The organism is Oerskovia turbata (assembly GCF_000718325.1).
GTDB lineage: Bacteria > Actinomycetota > Actinomycetes > Actinomycetales > Cellulomonadaceae > Oerskovia > Oerskovia turbata.
In genome coordinates this window covers 15643-38222 of sequence record NZ_JOFV01000021.1, presented here as the reverse complement: position 1 = coordinate 38222, position 22580 = coordinate 15643, and the positions used below count along the sequence as shown (strand labels likewise).

The 22580-nt window shown below is 72.7% G+C and carries 13 protein-coding genes; 3 read left to right on the top strand and 10 right to left on the bottom strand.

Annotated features, from left to right (window positions below):
• Positions 1-106 precede the first annotated feature (106 nt).
• Complete coding sequence (locus IE95_RS0117315; protein WP_030153231.1) at positions 107-7615, bottom strand: DUF5979 domain-containing protein; 7509 nt, start codon at positions 7613-7615, stop codon at positions 107-109.
• 181 nt (positions 7616-7796) lie between these two features.
• On the bottom strand, positions 7797-9686 hold the full coding sequence (locus IE95_RS0117310) for an alkyl/aryl-sulfatase (protein WP_030153229.1): 1890 nt from the start codon (positions 9684-9686) through the stop codon (positions 7797-7799).
• 213 nt (positions 9687-9899) lie between these two features.
• Between IE95_RS0117310 and IE95_RS0117305 the strand changes: the two genes are divergently transcribed.
• Positions 9900-11657: a SulP family inorganic anion transporter gene (locus IE95_RS0117305; protein ID WP_206053355.1), complete on the top strand. Its 1758-nt coding sequence runs from the start codon at positions 9900-9902 to the stop codon at positions 11655-11657.
• A 9-nt stretch (positions 11658-11666) separates the two neighbouring features.
• Here IE95_RS0117305 and surE read toward each other — a convergent pair whose 3' ends face one another.
• From surE to IE95_RS0117270, 7 genes are all read right to left on the bottom strand, one after another.
• The gene (gene surE, locus IE95_RS0117300) at positions 11667-12425 is read right to left on the bottom strand and encodes a 5'/3'-nucleotidase SurE (protein WP_030153225.1); all 759 of its coding nucleotides are present in this window, start codon (positions 12423-12425) and stop codon (positions 11667-11669) included.
• A 27-nt stretch (positions 12426-12452) separates the two neighbouring features.
• Entirely contained in the window at positions 12453-13394 is a 942-nt protein-coding gene (locus tag IE95_RS0117295) for a 1-phosphofructokinase family hexose kinase (RefSeq protein WP_030153223.1), read from the bottom strand.
• A 101-nt stretch (positions 13395-13495) separates the two neighbouring features.
• Positions 13496-14335, bottom strand: a complete 840-nt coding sequence (locus IE95_RS0117290) for an ABC transporter permease (protein WP_030153220.1) — start codon at positions 14333-14335, stop codon at positions 13496-13498.
• On the bottom strand, positions 14332-15168 hold the full coding sequence (locus tag IE95_RS0117285; RefSeq protein WP_036572514.1) for an ABC transporter ATP-binding protein: 837 nt from the start codon (positions 15166-15168) through the stop codon (positions 14332-14334). The genes IE95_RS0117290 and IE95_RS0117285 overlap by 4 nt, the downstream gene beginning before the upstream one ends.
• Positions 15169-15179: 11 nt before the next feature.
• Positions 15180-16028, bottom strand: a complete 849-nt coding sequence (locus IE95_RS0117280; protein WP_030153215.1) for a DUF4097 family beta strand repeat-containing protein — start codon at positions 16026-16028, stop codon at positions 15180-15182.
• 77 nt (positions 16029-16105) lie between these two features.
• The gene (locus tag IE95_RS0117275; RefSeq protein WP_030153213.1) at positions 16106-16618 is read right to left on the bottom strand and encodes a ribbon-helix-helix protein, CopG family; all 513 of its coding nucleotides are present in this window, start codon (positions 16616-16618) and stop codon (positions 16106-16108) included.
• A gap of 150 nt (positions 16619-16768) precedes the next feature.
• Positions 16769-19135, bottom strand: a complete 2367-nt coding sequence (locus tag IE95_RS0117270; protein WP_030153212.1) for an arylsulfatase — start codon at positions 19133-19135, stop codon at positions 16769-16771.
• Positions 19136-19275: 140 nt separating this feature from the next.
• On the opposite strand from IE95_RS0117270, the gene IE95_RS0117265 reads away from it, so the two are divergent.
• Positions 19276-21531, top strand: coding sequence for a LuxR family transcriptional regulator (locus IE95_RS0117265; protein ID WP_030153210.1), 2256 nt, complete (start codon positions 19276-19278; stop codon positions 21529-21531).
• A 4-nt stretch (positions 21532-21535) separates the two neighbouring features.
• Here the strand turns inward: IE95_RS0117265 and IE95_RS0117260 are convergent, their stop codons facing one another.
• Positions 21536-21856, bottom strand: coding sequence for a carboxymuconolactone decarboxylase family protein (locus tag IE95_RS0117260; protein ID WP_030153209.1), 321 nt, complete (start codon positions 21854-21856; stop codon positions 21536-21538).
• Between the two features lie 255 nt (positions 21857-22111).
• On the opposite strand from IE95_RS0117260, the gene IE95_RS0117255 reads away from it, so the two are divergent.
• On the top strand, positions 22112-22558 hold the full coding sequence (locus tag IE95_RS0117255; RefSeq protein WP_030153208.1) for a DUF6325 family protein: 447 nt from the start codon (positions 22112-22114) through the stop codon (positions 22556-22558).
• Positions 22559-22580: the final 22 nt, after the last annotated feature.

The window sequence follows — 22580 nt, the reverse complement described above, 5'->3', positions numbered from 1 at the left end:
GTGCGGGGGGCGAGACCCCCAACCTAGGTGACCTGGCCCGACTCGCCACCCGGGCGACGGGCTCGTCGGAGCACGTCCCCTCTGCGGGCGCGCCCCGGCGCCCCTGCTAGGCGCCCCGGCGACGCACCGCCAGCAGGGCCGTCGTCCCGAGCGCGAGCAGGATCACGGCCAGGGCCCCGGCCCGGGCGAGGTCGGCGCCGGTCCCGGGCAGGGCCGGTGGAGCGCCGTCACATCCGGCGGCGATCGCCACCTCGGCGGGTGTCAGCGCCGTCGTCAGCGCGTTGTGGATCGCCGTCCCGCCGCCCATGCCGCCGCTCGTCGGCGACCACGTGTTGATCACCTCGACGGGCTCGCAGACGTCCGGCCCCACCGGGAGGTCGAACTCGACCGACTCCGGGACGCCCGTCGACGGGTCGGTGAGCGTGCTCTCGCCGTCGACGACGATCTGCACCGTGTCGGCGCTCCCCGCGTCCGTCTCGGTCACGACGCAGGTGGCCCCCTGCGGGAGGTCCTCGTACACCGCGACCCAGTCGTCGGACGCGGAGAGCGTGCGGGTGGGGCCGCCCGGGATCGCGACGTCGACGAGGTTGCCGTCGACGTCCTGGGTGCAGGCGAGCGAGACGGTGAAGACGTCCCCCTGGTGCTCGGCGGCGTCGGCTCCGGACAGCGTCTTGACGACGCGGACCTCGCCGACGTCGAACCAGTTCGTCACGGTGACGCTCCCGGCGTCTCCTGCCGGGACGACGACGGCGCCCGGCTCGCCCTCCCCGACGGCGGAGACCGCCGTGGTGGTCGCGCCGCCCGTCGCCGTCTCGGTGACCTCGCACCGCGCACCGACGGGCAGGTCGTCGTACGTCACCGGGTCTCCGGGCACGAGCTCGCGCGCGGTGCCGCCGGGGATGTCGACCGCCTCGCCGTCGACGGTGCACACGAGGGACACCTCGAACGGTCCGGCGCCGTACAGCGCGGCCCCGTCGCCGTCGACGACCTTGTCGACCACGAGGGACCCGAGGTCGAACGTGTTCGTCGCGACGACGCCCACGGTGGTGGGCGCCCCCTGGGCGTCCACGGGCGGCACGACGACGTCGGCCGACGGACCGTCGGTCTCGACGGGCTCGCTGCCGTCGACCGTGACGGTCATGGTCGACGCGGTCGCACCGCCGTCCTCGGTCTCGGTGACCGTGCAGGTCGCGCCGACGGGCAGGTCGTCGTAGACGACGGGCGTCCCCGGCACGAGCGTGCGCGTGGGTCCGCCGGGCACGGGGAGCGGCTCGTCGTCGGCCACGCACTCGAGCGTCACGGTAAACGGGCCGGCGCCGTAGAGGTCGGCACCCTCGCCGTCGACGACCTTGTCCACCGAGACGGCGCCGACGTCGAACGTGTTGGTCGCCGTGACCGTCACGGTGGTTCCGGCGGCCACGGTGACCGGGCTGGGATCGATCGACGTCGACGTCGCGCCGCCGTCGTCGGGCTCCGTGACGTCGCAGACCGCGCCCGCGGGCAGGTCGGCGACCTGCGCCCCGAGAGGCGCTCCCGCGCCGAGCACGACCGTGTCGTCGTAGACGACGCGCGGGGCGCCGGGCCCCGTGCCGTCGTCGTCGAACGTGCAGCGCACCGCGAGGGTGAACGGCCCCGCCCCGTAGGTGGGCGCGCCCTGGCCGTCGACGACCTTGAGCAGGTCGAGCCCGCCGACGTCGTAGGTGTTGGTGAGCACGACGTCGTTGGTGCTCTCCCCCGCGTCGGTGTCGGCGCCCACAGTGAGCGTCGCCAGCGCCCCGGGCGAGGTCACGGGCGGGCTCGCCTGCTGCGTCACCGTGACGGTGACGGACGAGGCGTTGCCCGTCCCGGTCTCCTCGACCGTGCAGACGGCTCCCACGGGCAGCCCGTCGAGCTCGACCGTCTGACCGTCCTGGATCTCGACGACCATGGGGTCGTCGGGTCCGTAGCCGGTCGCGTAGACCGGCTCGCCGAGGAAGGTGCAGTCGACCGTGACCTCGAACGGCCCGAACGGCACCGCCTGACCTTCCTGGTCCTCGGCGTCCGTCACGACCTCCTTGGACACCTCGATGCTCGCGAGGTCGTAGCGGTTGACCGCGGTGATCGCGGTGACGTCCGGCGACTCGCCGATCGTCGCGGTCCCGACGATGAGCTCGGTCTGGCCGCCCGACCCGTCCTCCGTGATGGTGCACTCGGCCCCGTACGGCAGGTTCGGCACGGTGAACGGCGTGTCACGAGCCACCGTGATCGGGATCGGGTCCAGCACAGTCTCCACCGGTGTGCCCGGCGCCGAGGTGCACTGGACGGACACGTCGAACATGGCCGGGGCGTTGGCCGCTCCCGCGCCGGTGACCCGCTTGGTCACCTCGAGCGCACCGGTCGCGGTGGCCACACCGACCTTGGTGCCCTCGGTGGGCAAGAGGTTGAAGTCGGCCTGCGGCGTCACGACGACCGCGGACGCCGCCGCCGAGTTCCACGCGATCGACCGGTCGCCGGCCTCGGGCGCGAGGGCCGGCGTCAGGGTCGTGCCCTCGATCGCGATGTACTCCCCCGGTTGGAAAGGGTCGGCCTCGGGGAAGGTGATGACGAACTTCAGCGCCGTGACCGTCGCGAGCAGCGCCGCGTCCTCGGTCCCCGTCAGCTGGACCCAGCCCGTCGCCGGGTCGTCCGTCGGGCAGACCGGCTCGGCCAGGGGATTCGTGAGGTCGTCCATGCAGTAGTCCACGGCCGTCGTGTAGGAGAACGACGCGGTGCTGCCTTCCGGAGCGTTGACGAGTTCGGGCGGCGGGTCGTTCGTGAGGATCGGCGTCCACTGCGACCCGCGCGGCGACGTCGACGACGATCCGGTGTCCCCCACCGCGGGGAGCCGGTCGTAGGTCACGATCTTGTTCATCGGCAGGTTGCCGACGTTGTCGATGCGCACGTGCCACGTCTGCGCGTGCCCTGGAGCGATGACCGGGGTGCACGGGTAGGCGTAGAGCCCTGTCGGGTCCGGAGCGCACTCGACCGGCGGGCCCGTGTACGCCGGGTCCACGACGACGTCGAGCGCGTCGTCGTCCGTCGCCCGCACGAGCTTGGACTGTGCGAGGACGCCCGCGGGGATCGGTGTGACGTCGGCGTCCGCCTCGCACGCACCGGTCTGCGCGTCGAGCCGGGTCTGGCACTGGTCCCACGGGCGGTCAGCCGTCGCGCCCGCGGTGTTCGCCACCAGGGTCTGCGGAGCGAGCCCCACACGGAACTGCACCAAGACGGTGATCGTGTACGTCTGACCGACCCCGAGCACGGTCCCCTCGGGGAAGGCGAACCGGAGTCCGAGGAGGTCCCCGGTCCGGGTGACCGTCACCTCGTCGGGATCGACGGGCAGGGGGGCACCTTCTGCGGGGGCCAGCGGCGGTCCGGTCAGCAGGTAGGAGTAGGGGTCGTCCACGTCGGCCAGCCGGAGCTGGGCTCCCTGGGCATCGGTCGGCATCGGGGCGTCCTCGACCACGAGCTCGCCGATCGACCGGTTGCCGGTGTTCGTCACGACGATGCTCATCGGGAACGTCGCATCGGGCGCCTGGGTACCACCGGTCACGACGCCGTCGAACGTCTTGACCACCTGCACCCCGTTGGTCGCGTGCGCGTAGACGAGCGGGGCTGTCGCGGTGTCGGTCGCGGAGACCGGGACCAGCTCGCCGGACTCCGGGTCGACGACGAGGTCCGCACCCCTCACGGTGCCGACCACCGTGTTGGTCGCGACGCCCGGGGCGCTCTCGCCCGGGGCCGGCGCGTTGGCGACGAGGTCCGTCAGGACCGGACCGCCCGTGCGCATCTGGTCCCGACGTTCGACCGAGATCGGGACGGTCTGCGTCGGGTTCGCGGGGTTCTCCCAGATCGACCCGTCGGGCCGGCTGAACGTGAACCGCAGCCCCTGCACGTCAGCCGGGGCCACGCCGTCGGGAAGCTCGAACGTGGCTACCTCGTCACCCAGGACCCACGAGCCGCCGTTCACCACGACGCCACCGGGGCCCGTGGTGAAGGTCCCGCCCGTGAAGGCGTCGACGCGCACCTGCTGGATGGGCGCGGTGAGCGCGGCGCCCGCGAACGCGTCGAAGTCGTACTGGTTCCAGAACCGGGGGTCGTCGTCGACGAGCACCATCTCGACCGTGCGCGACGGCCCGAGGGGCTGACCGCTGAGCGTCATCGTCACGGGGCCGGTGCCCGGCTCGACGACCTGCGTCGGGTCGAAGGTCTTGCCGACGTCGAGCGCGATCCCCGCGTCCTGCAGGATCATGCTCGCGTCGTCGTACGCGAGCCGGACGTCCTGGTCCGTGCCGCCCGGGTCGGCGATCGTCGCGACCGCCCCGTCCGGCACCGGGCTGTACCCGGCGACCGTGACGGGCGCCGACGTGTAGCGGTCGTTCTCGCGCAGCTGCAGCGTGAGGTCCATGCTGCCGGACGCTCCTGGTGCCACGAGACCGTCGAACGACGTCACGACCCCGACGACGTCGGCCAGGTCGCCCGTGCCGAGAGCCTCGGCCTCGGCCTCGGTGAAGCTCGCGGTCGAGCCCCCGAGGTAGGTGAGCGTGACCGTCGTCGTCTCCGCGCCCTCCGGGGGCTCCAAGGCAATTGCCCGCAGCGTGAACGCGTCGAACGGCTTGGTCCCGGGCGCCGTCTGCACGTCGCCCGAGGTCGCGATGCCCGGCTCGACCAACCGGAGCTGGCTCACCTTCGCGGCCGAGGCGTTGGTGCCTGCGATGGTCACGTCGGTCGTCGGGTAGAACTGCGCCGGGGTGTCCGACGGCGGGACCGAGACAGGGCCGCCGGTCCAGTCCTTGGCGACGGTCACGTTGAGGGGCTGGTCGATGATGAGGACGTCGGCCGTGTCGGTGTCCGTGTACTGGTTCCCACTGAAAGTGGCGGTGGCACGCACGGTGTCGCGGACGAGTCCGGGATCGGTCGTGTTGTAGATCGTCCCGTTCGTCGAGCCGAGCACCGGGGCGCTCGGGTCGGAGCGCTTGAAATCCCGCACCTCGAAGGTCAGGTCGAGGTGACGGCCGTCCAAGAGCGTCGAGCGCGCCACGCCGTCACCGGGCTGCGGAGCGGTCGGGTCCCCCGTCGTGGTGCGCTCGGGCGACTCCTCGTAGGTCAGGCGCACCGACGTCGCCGACGCCTGCTCCTCGGGGGACAGGGTGTACCCCGGGAACGACCCCACGCACGGGCACGGGTCGCCGCTCGCGGGGACCCACGTACCCCCGACGAAGAGCTCGACGCCCGTCACCTGGTCGTACGAGATCAGCGGGTCGGTCGCGGTGTCGATCGCCTCGACCCGCACGAGGTCGAACGCGTCGTAGAACGAGCCCGCGATGGGGGTGCTCTGCGGATCGGCGATGTCGGAGATCACCATCGGGTCCACGCCCGAGAACCCGTTGGTCGACCAGGTGATCTGCGCCGTGACCTGGTCGTCCGAGCGGGCGAGGACGCTGGGTGGGGTACCGCCGAGGAAGTCCTTGGTGACGAACTCGAGCGCGCCCGACCCGTCCACGGGGAAGGGGGTGACCGAGGCGCAGCCCTGCGCGGGCGTGGTCGGGTCCACCGTGCCCGACGACGCGCTCGACGCGCCGCAGTTCTCGATCGGGGTGTCGCGGTCGGCCGGGCCCGTGTAGTCGGCCGTGAAGTTGGGCTGGAACTGCGTGCCGGGCGGAAAGCCGTCGCCGGTCGAGTCGTAGACGAACTGGACGCCCTGTGCGCCTGCGGGGAGCTCACAGCTCACGGTCGCCGGGCCGGTGTACGGCCCGCAGGCCGGCGCGGGCACCCAGGCGCTGCCGTCCCAGTAGCTGACCGTCAGGGTCGAGCCGGCGGGCACGTCGGTCGTGCGCACCGCGGTCGCGGTGAAGTTCGACCAGAACTCGCCGGGGTTCGCCGGGTCGACCGGGTCCTGGACGACGACCTGGTCCGCGTTCGTCGTCGACCCGTCCGGTCCGAACGGCAGGAGCTGGGTCGGGAGCTGCACGATCACGGACTGCCCCGGGACCGCAGGGATCGTCGAGGGCGACATGAGCTTGTCCGTGCTCGTCGCCAACCGGTCGACCAGGGTCACGAGGTCCGCGGGGGCCGTGGCCGGGTCGGCGCTCGGCACCGTGGCCTCGATGGTGTTGGTGTGCGTGACGTCGTCGGTCGTCTGGTCGGGGTCCGTGTCGGCCGTGAACGGGACCGACGCGGCGGCCCCGGTCGGCAGGTCGCCCGTGAAGACCACGGTGAAGCCGACCACGACGCACCCGTCCGGGGGGTTCGGGAGCGTGTTCGGGGCGGTCGCGTCGACCTCGGGGGTCGAGCCGTCGGCGCACGTGAACGTCACGGTCGCACCGTTCGCGCCCGAGGGCCACTGCACGCCCGTGCCGTCCCCCGTCGGCCCGAACCCGGTGAAGGTCAACGGGTCGTCGCCCTCGAACGGGTTGTCGGTCCCGGGGGCGGGCTCGGTGATCGTCAGGGAGCCGACGGCGGTCCCCGTGTTGGTGGCCCCGATCGTGACCGTCGTCGGGTCGCCCGCGGAGACGGTCGTCGGCGAGAAGCCCTTGGACGCCGTGACGCTGTTGTCCGGCGGGGTGATGACGTAGGTGTCGCTCGCCGTGGTGGCCGTGGACTGCCCGCCCGTGTGCGTGACGTACGACGACGCGTCGTTGGTGATCGTGGTGGCGTCCGTGAGGTCGTCGACCGCGTCGCTCTGCTGCACCTGCACGGGCACGCTCGCGGTCGCGCCCGGCTGGATGTCGCCGCTGAACGTGTAGCGCACGCCCTGCACGGTCGCGGGGTCGACCGAGTCGTCGAGCGTCTCCCACGAGTCGCCGTCCCAGTACTGCGTGGTCACGGTGTCGGCGTTCGGGGGGAGCGCGACCGTGCCCGTGCCCGCGTACTCGAGGTACGTGAACGGGTTGGGGCTCACCGTGGGGTCGACCGGGTCCTGGAGGACCAGGGTGTCGACGGGGTCGTTCGAGGTGTTCGTCGCGCCGATCGTCATGGTCGCGGTCGTCCCCGGGGCTGCGAGCGCCCCTGGTGGGTCGATCGACTTGGTCGTCGTCGAGGCGAGGACGAGCGGCACGACCGGGGTGATCGCGTCCGACGCCTGCTGCTGCGCCGCGTTGTCGGCCACGACGGTCGCGGTGTTGGTGATCGGCACACCGTCGGCGCTGTACGGCAGGTCCGGGGATACCCGGGCGTTGACGATGATCTGGGCCTGTGCGCCGTTCGGGACCTGGGGGTTGGTGTAGGTGACCGTGTCGGTGTCGGTGTCGGCTGTGATCTGGCCACCGGGCGGGCCTGACTGGATCGACGCGGAGACGAGGTCGAGGCCGTCGGGCAGCGGGTCGGTGAGCGCCGCGTTGGTGCACGGGTCGGCGTTCGGGTCCGAGCAGGAGACCGTGATGATCCACTGGACGGTGTCTCCGGGCTCGTAGGGCCCGGCGGACACCTCCTGCTTGCTGATGCCCCAGTCCGCGGCTGCCGCGGGGATCGCGGGGACGAGGGCCAGCGGCAGGGCCAGCAGGACGGCGCCGGTGGCCGCCCAGGCCCGGCGGGCCCGTACGGACCAGCGCTGCCCGGCCCGGCCGGACCGACGATGCCTCGATCGCTCGTTCCCCATCCCTGTTCCTCCGCTCGTCCGTCAGAGCGACACACTCCCTCGTGCGCCGTCCGATCCCGTCCTGCCGGCAGGTACCTCGGTCACCCCGGTCGTCGTCCTGCAGGCTCCGCGGGTCCTGGTCCGCGACACCGGCTGGGTCGTGCCGGTCGCCGGGGCGGCGACGGCACGACCCGTCCGACCGTCAGGGGGTGACGATGGCGAAGTCCTTGTCGCCCGGGTCCAGGACGGCGGCTAGCCGGCCGAGCACGGCGGGGTCGCCGCCGAGCTCGATGCCCGCCTGGGCGAGCGTGTCCGGTGTGACGTTCCCGCTGGCCAGGACCGGGAGGGCGCGCCTGGTCCCGGTGAGCGTGAGGTCCGCGGCGCCCTTCTGCGGGGCGGAGCTGTAGGTGAGCACCCCGTTGGCCAGGCGCAGGCGGTACCTGGTGTCGACGTCGGTCAGCACGACGTCGATCGACAGCTTCTCGTCCCACGCCCTGGGGCCGTCGACCTGGATCGCGAGGGCGTCGAAGAGCATCTCCGGCGAGAGCTGCGCGACCATGTCGGGAGACACCGTGACGATGGGGGTCCCGAACGGGCCGTCGCGCAGCTCCGTCACCCCCGAGAGGTAGACGCTGCGCCAGGTGCCGTTCTCCGCCCCGTACCCGAGCTGCTCGTAGGCGTCGGCCAGCAGCTCGCGCGCCGCGGCGTGGTCGGGCTGGGCGAAGACGACGTGGTTCAGGACCTCCGCGACCCAGCGGTAGTCGCCCTCGTCGAACGCGACCTGGGCCTTGGCGACCACGGCGTCCGCGCCGCCGCCCAGCTCGACGTAACGCTTGCCCGCCTCGACCGGGGTGTGCCGCCACAGGCTCGACGGGTTCCCGTCGTACCAGCCCATGTACCGCTGGTAGATGGCCTTGACGTTGTGGCTCACGGAGCCGTAGTAGCCGCGGGTGCTCCACGCGTTCTCGAGCGCCGGGGGCAGCGTGAGCACCTCGGCGATCTCGATCCCGGTCAGTCCCTGGTTGAGGAGCCTCAGGGTCTGGTCGTGGAGGTACGCGTAGAGGTCACGCTGGATGCCCAGGTACTCGTGGATGCGTTCGTTGCCCCACGTGGGCCAGTGGTGGGACGCGAAGACGACCTCGATGTCGTCTCCGAAGAGCTCGATCGACTCGGTGAGATAGTGCGCCCAGGCGTGGGGGTCGCGCACGACGGCACCACGCAGCGTCAGCAGGTTGTGCAGGTTGTGCGTGGCGTCCTCGGCCGCGCACAGGGCGCGGTGGTCCGGGAACCAGACGAGCATCTCCGACGGCGCCTCGGTGTCGGGGGCCATCTGGAAGACCATCCGGACCCCGTCGACGGTCTTCTCCTCGCCGGTCGTGGTGATGTCCACGGTGGGGGCGATGAGGGTGACGGTGCCCGTCGACGTGGTCTGTCCCAGGCCGGCACCCACCTGCCCCTGCGGCCCTCGTCCGAGCGCGGCGCCGTACATGTAGCCCGACCTGCGTCCCATGGCCGTGCCCGCGTAGACGTTCTCGGAGACGGCGTGCTCGGTGAACCCCTCGGGCGCGAGGACGGGGACGCGCCCCGCGTCGACGTCCTCCTGCGTCGTGACCCCCTTGACCCCGCCGAAGTGGTCGACGTGCGAGTGGGTGTAGATGACGCCCGTGACGGGACGCTCCCCGCGGTGCTCGCGGTAGAGCGCGAGCGCCGCCGCGGCCGTCTCGGTCGAGATGAGGGGGTCCAGCACGATCACGCCGGTGTCGCCCTCGATGAAGGTGACGTTCGACAGGTCGAAGCCCCGCACCTGGTAGATGCCCTCGACGACCTCGAACAGGCCCTGGGTCGCGACGAGCTGCGACTGGCGCCACAGGCTCGGGTTGACCGTGTCCGGGGCCTCGCCCTGGAGGAAGTCGTAGGTGTCGTTGTCCCAGACGACGCGTCCGTCCGCGGCGGTCACCGCGTTCGGTGTTCGTCGGCCGACGAAGCCTCGGGAGACGTCGTCGAAGTCCTGGGTGTCGTGGAAGGGCAGGCTGTCTCGCAACACCTGCTGCTGCCGGACGATGGCGGGGGAAGCTGGCTTGGCTGATGACATGTTGGCAGCATTCCAGCCACCCGCGGACTGCGCACCCGCAACGTGTGACGTGGGTCTCGACGGCGACACGAGCGGCACGTGGGCAGCCGCGCCCGTCCCTCGCCGCGCCGTCGTCGCGGTCGTGTGACAGCCTCGACGCGACGGAGGCGCACCTGCTCGTGCGTCGTGGGCGCGAGGACAGGCACGGAGGGCACCGAGATGAGGGTCCGGCCCGTGCGCGCGGCGAAGGCCTGGTGGGCCGGGGTGCGCCCTGCCCCAGCGACGTTCTGGCGCTCGGCCGGGACCGGGGTCCCCGGGGCGGTCGGCGGCGTCCCGGACGGCATGGCGGCCGCGACGCTCGTCGGGGTCAACCCGATCCACGGCCTGTATGCGACGGCCGTCGGCCGGATCGCCGGCGGCCTGACCGTCGACTCCCAGCTCATGATCGTCACGACCACGAGCGCCGCGGCGCTCGCTGCCGGGTCGGCGCTGGCCGGGATCGACGCGGACGACCGCCTCGGTGCCCTGATCCTCCTCACGACGCTCGCGGGCGCCGTGATGGTCGTCGCGGGGCTCTCGGGACTGGGCCGACTGACCGGTTTCGTGTCGCACTCGGTCATGACCGGCTTCCTCACGGGGGTCTCGGTCAACATCCTGCTCGGGCAGCTCGACGCGCTCACGGGCAGCGAACCGACCGCGTCGCTCGCGATCGGGCAGGCGTTCCAGGTGCTGCGGTCCCCCGGCTCCTGGGACGTGCCGACGGTCGTCGTCGGCGCCGGGTCGATCCTCCTGCTGCTGGTCCTCGCCCGGACCCGGCTGGCGCCCTTCGCCGCGGTGGTCGCCCTCGTCGTGTCGTCGGTCGGCGTCTGGCTCGTCGGCGCGGGCTCGGTGGAGCTCGTGGGCGACGCCGGCGCGATCCCCGTCGGCCTGCCCGTCCCCGCGGTCCCCGACCTCACGGTGTTCTCGCTGGACGTGGCCCTGGGAGCCTTCGCCGTCGCGGCGATCGTGCTCGTCCAGGGGGCGGGCGTCGCCGAGTCGGTCCCGAACCCGGGCCGGCGCGCGGACCCGGACCGGAACTTCGTCGGCCAGGGGGTGGCGAACCTCGCGGCGGGCTTCTTCCGTGGGATCCCCGTCGGCGGGTCGGTGGGCCAGACGGCGGTCAGCACCGCCGCGGGAGCACGTGACCGGTGGGCCGGGGTCATGTCGGGCGTGTGGGTGCTCGTCGTGCTCGTCCTGCTGTCGGGGCCGGTGGGGGCCGTCCCGTCGGCGACCCTCGCGGCTCTGCTCGCGGTCGCGTCGGTCGGGTCGATCCGCCTGTCCGCGATGGCCACGGCCTGGCACACGGGCAGCCAGTCCCAGGTGGCCATGGCGACGACGTTCCTCGCGACGCTGCTGCTGCCCGTCGCGGCCGCGGTCGGGATCGGCGCGGCCCTGTCGATCCTGCTCCAGGCCAACCGCGAGTCCCAGGACCTGCGTATCGTGCGGCTCGTCCCCGTCGAGGAGGGGCGCTATCGCGAGGAGCCGGCGCCCCGCCGTCTCGACAGCGGGACCGTCACGGTGCTCGACGTCTACGGCAGCCTGTTCTACGCGGGGGCCCGCTCGCTCGAGGCCACGCTCCCCGAGCCGGCCGACGCACGCGACGCCGTCGTCGTCCTGCGGCTGCGCGGCCGGGCGAGCCTCGGAGCGACGGCCTTCACCGTCCTGGCCCGCTACGCCGACCAGCTCGGCGACCACGGCGGGCGCCTCTACGTGAGCGGCGTGGACCCTGTGCTCGCGGCGAAGTTCGAGCAGGTCATCGATCTGCGGCTGCACGAACGCATCGAGGTCTTCCCTGCCCGGCCGGTGATCGGCGAGTCGACGGCCGACGCCGCACGGCACGCGCAGGCGTGGCTCGTGCACGGTGCACAGGCCGTGCCGCCTCCCTCCGAACAGAAGGGCAGCCCGCTCCGACGGCTCTGGGACCGGCTGCGGCGCCGAGGTCAGCGCACCTGAGCGGGCAGTTCACGGCACGGGCAGCCCGGGCACCTCGAGGCTCGCGTCCGCGTACGGCGCGAGCAGCAGCGTCACGGTCGCCCAGCCCCGCGTGAGCAGACCCGTGTCGGAGTCCGGCTCGGTGTGCCGCTCGGTCCCCGAGTACTGGAGCGTCAGGTTGCGGTCGTCGTTCTCGTGGATGCGCGCCTGGACCAGCCCGAAGCTCGCGAGCGGCGCCTGACGCAGGCCCCTGAGGTCGCCCGGGGCGCGGTCGGGGACGTTGACGTTCACGACCCGGCGACCGAGCGGGGTGCGGACCACCCACTCCACGACGTGGTCCGTCACGAGGCGTGCGGTCTCCCAGTGGCGCGGCTCGGCGGCGTCAATCGACACCGCGACCGACGCGATGCCGTGGGTCGTCGCGGACAGGGCCGCGCCCACGGTCCCCGAGTGCAGGATCGCGTTGCCCGTGTTCGCGCCCTTGTTCACGCCCGACAGGACCAGGTCCGGCTTCGCGCCGAAGCCGCCGTACGCCGCGACGAAGGCGATGAGCGCGGGGGCGGCCCGCACAGCGAGGGACGTCACGCCGTCGGGCAGGCCCGGGGCCCTGTGGGGCTCGACGACCAGGCGGCCGTCCTCCTCGGCCCCGAGCAGGGCCGCGCTCGCGCCCGAGGACTCGCGCGCGGGGGCCGCGACCACGACCTCGTACCCCGCGTCGAGGGCCGCCCCGGCGAGCACCGCCAGGCCCGGGGAGTCGATCCCGTCGTCGTTGGTGATGAGTGCGCGCATCATGGCCTCCTTGTTCGTCCGGGGTGGTCAGCGGGTCTCGCGCACCGTCACGCGGTCCGCGAAGCGTTCGATCTGGTCGCGGTGCCCCGTGCCCAGCCCGCGGCGGGTCACGTTGAGGGCCCCGGCGGCGGCGCCCAGGCGCACGGCGTCGGGCAGGTCCATGCCCCGCGCGAGCCCGACGGCGATCCCCGCCGTCATCGAGTCGCCCGCCCCACGATGGTCCACGGTCGTGACGGACGGGCTCTGGACGGTGTAGCTGCGCTCGCGCGTCACGAGGAGCGACGGCGCCTCGGCGCGCGAGACGATCACGGCACGCGGACCCGCAGCCACCATCTCGTCCGCCGCCGTGCGCAACGACCGTTCGCCGTCGTCGGGCGCGAAGCCGCCCTCGACCATCTCCTCGTGGCTGATCTTCAGGACCGCGCCGGGCTCCTGGGCGACCGCGTGGGCCTCGGCGCCCGACAGGTCCGCGACGACCTGGCGCTCGGCCGCGTGCAGGTCCTTGGTCAGCCGGCCGAAGAAGTCCGGCGGGACGCCGACGGGCGTGCTGGACCCGGTGAGGATCGTGACCGCGGCGTCGAGCGCCGCGACGAGCACCGTGCCGTACAGGTCGTCGACCTCGTGCCGGTTCAGGGGGAAGGGCTCCATGGCCACGACCTCGGCGCGCTCACCGCTGCGCCGGTCGTGCACGAAGGCACCGTTGGCCCCTGTCGAGGTCACCCGCAGGTCGAGGTTCTCGGCGCGGGCCAGGTGCGCGGCCACCGACCCGGTCTCCCCGCCGAACGGCCCGCACACGATCGCGTGCGCACCGAGCGAGTACGCCATGCGCGCGAGCCACAACCCCTGCCCACCGGGGTGCACGTGGATCTCGGGCGACGTCTCGTGCGGCCCGGCGGGCTCGATCTCGATCGCCAGGAGAGGCGTGAGCGCGAGCACGCACACGACCGGTTCACGGAGGTCCGTCGTCATCGACCGAGCGTAGGTCGGGTGGTCGGCAGTCACCCGGCGAGGGGCGCCGGACGGGTGTGCGGCTGGTCACACGGTGCCCGATCCGTCGCCTCTTCCTGGTCTCAGACGCGACGCTCGCGGCGGAAGAGCGCACGCGCCCAGACGTAGCCCGCGACGCCGATCACGACGGACCAGGCCACGGCCTGCACCGCGGTCGAGCCCTCGAGTCCCGCTCCCCCGGCGAGCAGCCCGCGCACGGTGTCGATGACGGGCGTGAAGGGCTGGTGCTCGGCGAACCAGCGCACGGCCGTCGGCATGGTCTCGACGGGCACGAACCCGCTGCCGAGGAACGGCAGGAGCAGCAGGAGCATGGGCGTGTTGCTCGCGGTCTCGACGCTGCGGGCGCCCAGACCCATGGCGACGCACAGCCAGTTGAGGCAGGTCCCGAGCAGGACGAACAGGCCCAGCAGGGCGAGCCAGTCGAGAGCGTCGGCCTCGGGACGGTAGCCCATGGCGATCGCGGCGCCCAGCACGAGGACCACGGCGATCATGGCCTGCACGGCGAACCCGAGGACGTGCCCCGAGAGGATGGACCCCGGCGAGATCGCCATGGTCTTGAACCGGGCCATGATGCCGCTCGCGGCGTCCATCGCGGCGCTCACCGCGACCGACGTCGCTCCCCCGACGACGGTGATGACCAGGAGAGTCGGCGTGATGTAGTCCAGGTAGGCGGCCCGGCCGTCGGCGCCCGGCGTGATCCCGGGAGCCACGCCGGCACCGAAGGCCCCGCCGAAGACGTAGACGAACAGCAGCAGCATGACCATCGGGCCGCCGACGAGGAAGACCGTCAGGCCCGGGTAGCGCACGGCGCGCAGCAGGCTGCGGCGGAGCATCGTCCCGACGTCGGCGACGGGGCGGGGCCGGGCCGTGGTGGTGGGGGCGGTGGTGGCGATGGCAGTCATCGGACGTTCTCCTTGTCCTGTGTCGGACCGGCGGCGGCGTCGGTGGTGGCAGCGGCGTCGGTGCCGGCCTCCCCCTCGGTGGGCGGTTCGGTCAGTGCGAGGAAGACCTCGTCGAGCGAGCCCGCGTCGTGCACGGACTTGAGCTCTGCGGGTGTGCCCTCGGCGACGATGCGGCCGCCGTGGAGCACCGCGACGGAGTCGGCGAGCCGGTCCGCCTCCTCGAGGTACTGCGTGGTGAGCAGGATCGTGGTGCCACCCTCGACGAGCGCACGCACCTCGTCCCACAGGGTGCGACGGCTGCGGGGGTCGAGACCCGTCGTCGGCTCGTCGAGGAAGACGACCGACGGCGTGCCGACGAGCGTCATCGCGAGGTCGAGCTTGCGCTTCATGCCGCCCGAGTAGGTGGCCACGGGCTTGCCCGCGGCCTCGGCGAGGCCGAACTGCTCGAGCAGCGCAGTCGCCCGACGGCGTCCGGCGGACTTCCCGAGGTGGTTGAGGTCGGCCATGAGCCGCAGGTTCTCCGTGCCGGTGAGCAGCTCGTCGACGGCCGTGATCTGGCCGGTCACGCCGATCGAGGCGCGGACGGCGCCCGGCTCACGCGCGATGTCGTGGCCCGCGACGCGCATCGTGCCGGCGTCGGCGGCGAGCAGGGTCGACAGGACGCCCACGGTCGTGGTCTTGCCCGAGCCGTTGGGGCCGAGCAGCGCGGTGATCGTCCCGGCCGGGACGACGAGGTCGACGCCGTCGAGCACGAGCTGGGTGCCGGACTTCGAGCGGTAGGACTTGCACAGGCCTGCGACCTCGATCGCGGGTCCACGGACTGTGGTGGTCATGAGCTTCTCCTTCAGGCGTGAGGGCGGCGCACGATCACGTCGCCGTAGCTGGTTCCTGCGCGGACCTCGACCGTCAGGTCGGACTCGTCGGGACCGGCGGCGTCCTGCAGGAGGTTGCGGACCTGGCCGTGCTGCGAGGTCGCGTCGAGCCAGGCAGCCGTGCCCTCGGGCACGCCGACCTCGATCGAGCCGGACGAGCTCTCGAGCTGGACGCGGCCGGTCACGGCCTGCTCGACGCGGATTCCGCCGTGCGCGCACCGGACGACGGTGTCGCCGTGGGACCGGTCGATCGAGATGTCCCCGTGCGCGCCGTTGACGCGCAGGCTCCCGCGGGTCCGCCCGATCTCGGTGGTGCCGTTGGGCACCTTGACCGTCGCGTCGCCGTCGAGCTCGCGGACGCGCAGGCCGCCGGCCGAGACGACGGCGTCGACGGTGCCCGAGGCCCGGCCGATGCTGAGCGAACCTGCCGAGACCTTGATGTCGAGGCGGTCGACGTCGTCGAGCCGGGCGTTGCCGCCGTTGAGGGTGAGGTCGACGGTCCCGAGCCGCCCCTCGGCGTAGAGAGAGCCGGCCTTGCCGCGCAGGTCCGACCCGGCGGGGAGCTCGATGGTGACCTTCGCGCCGCCGGAGGCGAAGGGCAGGACGTACTGCTTCCAGGCGTTGGGGTAGACGATCGTGACGGTGTCGCCGTCGCGCTCGACGCGGGTCTCCTCGGCGGCGCGGACCGAGCCGGACTTGCTCGGGTCGGCCGGCAGGACGGTCACCACGACGTCGTCGCGTTCGCCGGCGACGACGTACAGGTTGCCGAAGGGGACGTCGACGACGACCGGGACGGGCGTGGGGGCGGCGAAAGTGGGCATGACGGATCCTCCGGAGGGGTGAGCGTGGCCGCCCCGGGGTGGCGGGGCGCGTGGGTGTGGTGGTGTCGGGTGGTGGGTCAGCGCACCCAGCCGGTCACACGACCGGAGGTGCTCGTGGCCCGGGGAGCCGGGCGGGAGGGGGCGGTGGGAGCGAGCGCGGCGGCGACCGCGCGCACGAGCCACGTGTTGACGGACACGCCCTCACGGGCTGCCGCTTCCTCGACCAGCGCCTTGAGCTGGTCGGGCAGGCGGAGCGTCGTGCGGGACGTGCTGACGTCGTCAGGGTCGAGCGCTGCCGGGCGGGCGGGCTCGACCGGCGGGGTGGCGTCCTCCTCGAACGCCGAGGTGGGCGAGGGCGTCACGACGAACTCGGGGTCACGCCCTCGGAGCCGGACGTCGACCGCGCCCGGCGCGAGCTCGGCCGTGATCTCGGCGGCAGCGGTCGAGAGGGCTTCGAGCAGGACGAGCCGGACGGCGGTATCGAGCGGGGCCGACAGGCGGCCGGCGAGCTCACGTGCCTCGTCCCCGCCCGCGGCGGCTGCGGTGGCGAGCTGGTGCTGCAGCTCGTCGACGTATCGCGTCAGTTCCATGACACCACTATGACACCACTCATGGTGTCAAGACAAGGGCCACGCTTCGAGGAATGGTGTCACCGCCCAACGCCCGACGGCGCCGCTCACCTCGCGGGGTGAGCGGCGCCGTCGGGCCGTGCGCAGGGAGGGACGCCCCTCACCGACCGGTCACTGGCGCGCCATCGCGATCCGCAGCCGCTCGTCCGGGTCGATGAAGTGGTCGTGGCCGTCGGTGCCCAGGTCGATCTGGACCCAGCCGATCCTGCCCGTGAAGCGGCTCCCCCGGGTCGTGTAGTCGGACGTGACCGGGGTGCCCGACTCGTACCCGACGTCGGTCGTCTCGTCCGCGGAGAAGATCATGGGCTGCGTCGCCCCGACACGTCCCGCTCCCACGACGTCGCCGTCGTGGTAGAGCGTGACGTCACCACCCTTGGCGAGGCCGCCGCCGTCGTACGCGAACTCCATCCGGACCTGGTGCGTGCCCGCGGGCACCGGGAGGTCACCGGTGACCACGAACTCCTGGATGCCCAGGACGTTGTAGACGAACTTCACCCGCCCCTCCTTGGTGTACAGCGACCACCCGCCGAACCGGCCGCCCTGGGCGATGATCACCCCCTCAGCACCCGACGCCGGGACCTCGACCTCGGCCGTGACCGAGAACGAGCGGTTCTTGATGCTGAGCACGCTGTTCTCCGACAACCGCCCCATCCCGGCGAAGAACTGCTGCGACGTGCCGTGGACGAGCGTGGGGCGCCCCGCCGAAACAGGGTCCAGCCGCTCGCCCGTGCGGTCGTCCATGGGGAGCACGCCGTACCTGGTCGCCTCGATGAGCCACAGCCGCTGGAGCGCTGCGAGCCTCTCGGGCTGCTCGGCCGCGAGGTCGTGCGCCTGGCTGTAGTCGGTGCGCCCGTCGTAGAGCTCCCAGACGTCGTCGTCGAACGCGGGCACCTCACCGCCGACCAGGAGCCACGGCGTGCGGTGCTTGGTCACGGCGCTCCACCCCTTGAAGTAGATCCCGCGGTTCGCGAACATCTCGAAGTACTGCAGGTCGTGCCGCTCGGGGCTCTGCGCGTCGTCGAACGCGTAGAGCATGCTCGTGCCCTCCATGGGCGACTGCTGGACGCCGTTGACGCTCGTCGGCTCGGGCAGCCCTGCGGCCTCGAGGATCGTGGGGGCCACGTCGATCACGTGCGTGAACTGCGAGCGCACCTCGTCTCCCTGCGTGATCCGCTCGGGCCAGTGGACGATCGTCCCGTTCCGGGTCCCGCCCCAGTGCGAGGCGACCTGCTTGGTCCACTGGAACGGGGTGTCCATGGCCCACGCCCAGCCGACCGCGTAGTGGTTGTACGACGACGGCGACCCGAACTCGTCGACCTTGGAGCGCAGGAACTCCGGCGTCTCGAGCGCCGCCATGCCGTTGAAGTTCGCCATCTCGTTGAACGCGCCGTTCAGGGTCCCCTCGGCCGAGGCCCCGTTGTCGCCGATGATGTAGTAGATCAGGGTGTCGTCCAGGATCCCGAGGTCGTCGAGGGCGTCGACGAGCCGGCCAACGTGGTGGTCGGTGTGCTCGAGGAACCCGGCGTAGACCTCCATCTCCCGCGCGAGCACGGGCTTGAGGTCGTCGGGCATGTCGTCCCAGGCAGGGATCTGCGGGTCACGCACCGTGAGCTCGGCCTCGGCCGGGACCACGCCGAGCTCCTGCTGGCGCGCGAACGTGCGCTCACGCTGCACGTCCCACCCGTCGTCGAACTGGCCCGCGTACCGGTCGGCCCACTCCTTGGGGACGTGGTGCGGGGCGTGCGTCGCACCGGGCGCGAAGTACACGAAGAACGGGCGGTCGGGCATGAGCGCCTTCTGCTGACGCACCCAACCCACCGCACGGTCCGTGAGGTCCTCCGTCAGGTGGTACCCCTCCTCGGGCGTGGCGGGCGGCTCAACGGGCGTCGTCCCGTCGTACAGCGCCGGGTCCCACTGGTTGTTCTCCCCGCCGATGAACCCGTAGAACGTCTCGAACCCACCGCCACCCGACGGCCAGGCGTCGAACGGCCCCAGCGGCGACGACTGCCAGACGGGCACCTCGTGGCACTTGCCGAACTGGGCCGTCGAGTACCCGTTGAGCTTGAGCGTCATCGCGAGCGGTGCCTTGGTGTTGGGCCGCACCGAGCTGTTGCCAGGAGCCGACGTCGCGGTCTCCGTGATGCTGCCCATGCCCACCGAGTGGTGGTTGCGCCCCGTCAGCAGCGCCTGCCGGGTCGGCGCGCACAACGCGGTCGTGTGGAACCGGTTGAAGCGCAGCCCGCCGGCCGCGAGCCGTTCCGCGGTAGGCGTCCGGCACGGGCCGCCGAACGCGCTCGACGCCCCGAAGCCCACGTCGTCGAGCAGGACCACCAGGACGTTCGGCGCACCCTCCGGAGGGAGCAGCGGCTCGATGGGCGGGAACGACGTGTCAGGGTCCTTCGCGTCGTAGGTCACGAGCCCCGGCGCGGGCCGGTCCGGGACGGGCAGCATCGTGCGGGCGTGCTGGTCGGGACGCATGAGGGACTCCGCTCGGTCGGACGACGAGGCATGGGTGCGTCCCACGCTAGGAGCACCCCTCACCCCGAGGCATCCCCCAGACCGCATGATCCCGCGCCTCCCCCGGGCGCACAGGGAACCTGCGCCCTATCGTGAGAGTCGTGAACAAGGAGCCGCGGCCGGCAACGACGCCCCTGGAGCTCGACCACCAGCTCCTCGACGCCAAGCTCACCGTGCCCCGGACCGGAGCACCGGTCGTGAGCCGGGCCCCGCTGATCGACGCCGCACGCGCGAGCGGACGACGGGTCGTCGGGGTCACCGCTCCCCCGGGCTACGGCAAGTCCACGCTCCTCGCCGAGTGGGCCGCGAGCGACCCGAGGACGGTCGTGTGGATCACGCTCGACCGGTTCGACGACGCCCCCCTGACCCTGCTGACCGTGCTCGCCGCGGCCCTCGCCCGCCAGGGGATCGGGCGCCCGGACCTCGGCGCGCACATGTCCGGACCTGACGCCTCGCTGCTGGGACGGGCAGCCCCCCGCCTGGCGTCGGCCCTGCGCACCAGCCCCGCTCCCTTCGTCCTCGTGCTCGACGACCTGCACGAGGTGAGGTCCGCGGCCTGCCACGACGTCCTGGGCATCGTGGTCGCAGGAATCCCCGACGGGTCGCAGCTCGTCGCCGCGAGCCGCGACGAGCAACCACACCTGGCGCAGCTGCGCGCGACGGACGCGACGGTCGAGCTCGGCGTGCGCGAGCTCGCGCTCGACACCGAGGGCACCGCACAGGTGTTCGCCGCGGCGGACGTACCCCTCACGCCCGACGTCGCGGACGCCGTCCGGACCCGGACCGAGGGCTGGCCCGTGGGGGTGCACCTCGCGGCGCTCGCCGCACGCGACAGCGGCGACGAGGCAGACGCCGCAACCGTCACGGGCACCGACCGGTACGTCGCCGACTACCTCCAACGGGAGGCGCTGCGACGACTGCCCGACGAGACGCGACAGTTCCTGCGCCGCACCGCGATCCTCGACGACCTGACCGCCCCCCTGTGCGACGCCGTCCTGGGCGAGACCTCGTCGCTGCGGCACCTGCGCGGGCTCGAGTCCGCGCACCTCTTCCTCGTCCCGCTCGACCGGCAACGCCGCTGGTTCCGCTACCACGCCCTGTTCCGCGAGCTGCTCCTCGACGACCTCCTGACGACCGAGCCCGACCTCGCCGACACCCTCCGGGTCAGGGCCGCCGACTGGTACGAGGCGAACGGGTCCCCGGCACGCGCCGTCGAGCAGCTCCTGGCCACCGGCGAGCGCGAGCGCGCCGCCCGGCTCGTCACCCGGGTCGTCATGCCCCTCGTCCAGGACGGCCGGACCTCCACGATCGACCGATGGTTGAGCACCCTGGGCGACGACGCGATCCGCAGCCACCCCCCGCTCGCGGCGCTCGCGGGCCACGTCGCGGTGTCCGAGGGACGCGCCGGGGCCGCCGAGCACTGGGGAGCGGTCGTGGACACGGCCACGTTCGACGGCGACCCCGAGGACGGGTCGGCCTCGTTCGACTCGGTGCGGGCGATGTACCGGGCCCTGCGGTGCCCGGACGGCCCGCAACGGATGCTCGACGACGCCGGCGTGGCCCTGGCCGCCGAGCCCGAGTGGAGCCCGTGGCGCGACACCGCGCTGGTGCTGAGCGGCGACGCGCTCCGCCTGACCGGCGACGACGAGTCCGCCGTCCGGCACCTCGAGCTCGGCGCCGAGGCCGCGAGCGCCCTCGGCGACGCGGACATGCTCGTCTACGCCGAGGCGCAGCTCGCCGACCTCGACATGGACCACGGCCGCTGGGAAGGTGCCCGCGGCCGGGTCCGGCGGATCCTGGCCGCCGTCGAGGACCATCGGACGGGTGACCACCCCACGAGCGCGCTCGGCTACGCGGTGGCCGCTCGCCTAGCCCACCACGACCACGACCCGGCGCGGACCGCCGACCTCCTGACCCGCGGGATGCGCACCAGGACGTTCTGCACGTACGCGTTCCCGACGCTCGCCGTCCGCGTGCGTCTGCGTCTCGCGCGGACGAGCTGGGCGACGGCGGACGTCGCCGCGGTCCGGCACCTTCTGCGCGAGATCGACGACGTGCTGCTCCGACGCCCCTCGCTCGGCGTGCTGAGCGACGAGGTCGCGGACCTGCGCAAGTCGTTCGACGCGGCCCAGCACGCGACCACGGCCGTCGGCACCGGACCTCCGCTCACGCCCGCAGAGCTGCGGCTCCTGCCCTACCTCCAGACCCACCTCACGATCCGGGAGATCGGTGAGCGGCTGTTCGTGTCACGCAACACCGCGAGCTCGGAGATCGGTTCGATCTACCGCAAGCTGGGTGTGTCGAGCCGGAGCGAGGCCGTGGAGCGTGCGGTCGACAGGGGGCTCCTGGGCGCGTGAGCCCTCATCCGGGCTCGCGCGCGTCGAACGGGTCGTAGCCGAGCGCGAGCGCGAGCTTGGGTGCTGCTGCCACGACGGCCGGCAGCCCGACGATGGGGATGGTCGCGGCGAGGACGTCGACGATCTCCGCGGTGGTCGCGCCCGCTGTCACCGCCTCGTCGACCTCGCTGCCGTACGTCGGCTCGGCACCGCCGACCGCGACGAGCGCGGCGAGCCGGATCAGTGCGAGCGTCTTGGGCTCGAGGACGGTCGACTCGAGCTCCAGGTCCTCCTCGAGGCGTGCGTCGTTGATCGCGAAGCGCCGAAGTCGATCGGTGTAGTCCACGGTCTGGCCATCCTCTCGCCCGGTCACGTCCTCCTATTGCCGCACGCCCGCCGGGGGCTCGCATCACCCCGATCACATGATCCGGCGCCTCGCCTGCCGCGTGCCGGCGGGATCAAGTTCATGCGGTCTGCATGACGACGGCGACCGTCGGGCGACGGATCCTGGGCAGGAGCGACAGCACACGTGCGACCTCCCCCGCACCGGGCGCCCCTGACCTGGGGCGAGAGAGGTCCCGACGGAGAGGACCGACGACCCATGACCCAGGACCCGAGCGACCTGCAGGACACCGGACCGATCGACTACCTCGTCGTCGAGTTCGCGTCCGACGCCATGACGGGCGAAGCCTTTCCCCTGCTCGTCGACCTCGTCGAGCAGGGCACCATCCGCGTCCTCGACCTGCTCGTCCTGCGCAAGGAGGAGGACGGGAGCGTGGTGGGCGTCGAGCTCGACGAGCTCGCCGACGGATCGACGGGGCTCGAGATCTTCGCGGGCGCCTCGTCGGGGCTCCTGGGGCACGAGGACCTGACCGAGGCCGCCGAGGCGGTCGAGCCCGGTCGGACCGCAGCGGTCCTGGTCTACGAGAACGTGTGGGCCGCGCCCTTCGCGTCCGCACTGCGCCGCGGCGGCGCCCAGCTCGTCGCGAGCGGGCGCATCCCGGTGCAGGCCGTGCTCGCCGCGCTCGACGCCGCCGAGAACGCCTGACCCGCTTCCCGACAGAGGAGGA

What these genes read in the sequence shown, in the direction of transcription:
- IE95_RS0117270 (WP_030153212.1), bottom strand. Translation starts at nt 19,135, where the DNA reads ATGCGTCCCGACCAGCACGCCCGCACGATGCTGCCCGTCCCGGACCGG.
- IE95_RS0117295 (WP_030153223.1), bottom strand. Translation starts at nt 13,394, where the DNA reads ATGACGACGGACCTCCGTGAACCGGTCGTGTGCGTGCTCGCGCTCACG.
- IE95_RS0117285 (WP_036572514.1), bottom strand. Translation starts at nt 15,168, where the DNA reads ATGACCACCACAGTCCGTGGACCCGCGATCGAGGTCGCAGGCCTGTGC.
- IE95_RS0117315 (WP_030153231.1), bottom strand. Translation starts at nt 7,615, where the DNA reads ATGGGGAACGAGCGATCGAGGCATCGTCGGTCCGGCCGGGCCGGGCAG.
- IE95_RS0117280 (WP_030153215.1), bottom strand. Translation starts at nt 16,028, where the DNA reads ATGCCCACTTTCGCCGCCCCCACGCCCGTCCCGGTCGTCGTCGACGTC.
- IE95_RS0117290 (WP_030153220.1), bottom strand. Translation starts at nt 14,335, where the DNA reads ATGACTGCCATCGCCACCACCGCCCCCACCACCACGGCCCGGCCCCGC.
- IE95_RS0117275 (WP_030153213.1), bottom strand. Translation starts at nt 16,618, where the DNA reads ATGGAACTGACGCGATACGTCGACGAGCTGCAGCACCAGCTCGCCACC.
- IE95_RS0117310 (WP_030153229.1), bottom strand. Translation starts at nt 9,686, where the DNA reads ATGTCATCAGCCAAGCCAGCTTCCCCCGCCATCGTCCGGCAGCAGCAG.
- IE95_RS0117255 (WP_030153208.1), top strand. Translation starts at nt 22,112, where the DNA reads ATGACCCAGGACCCGAGCGACCTGCAGGACACCGGACCGATCGACTAC.
- surE (WP_030153225.1), bottom strand. Translation starts at nt 12,425, where the DNA reads ATGCGCGCACTCATCACCAACGACGACGGGATCGACTCCCCGGGCCTG.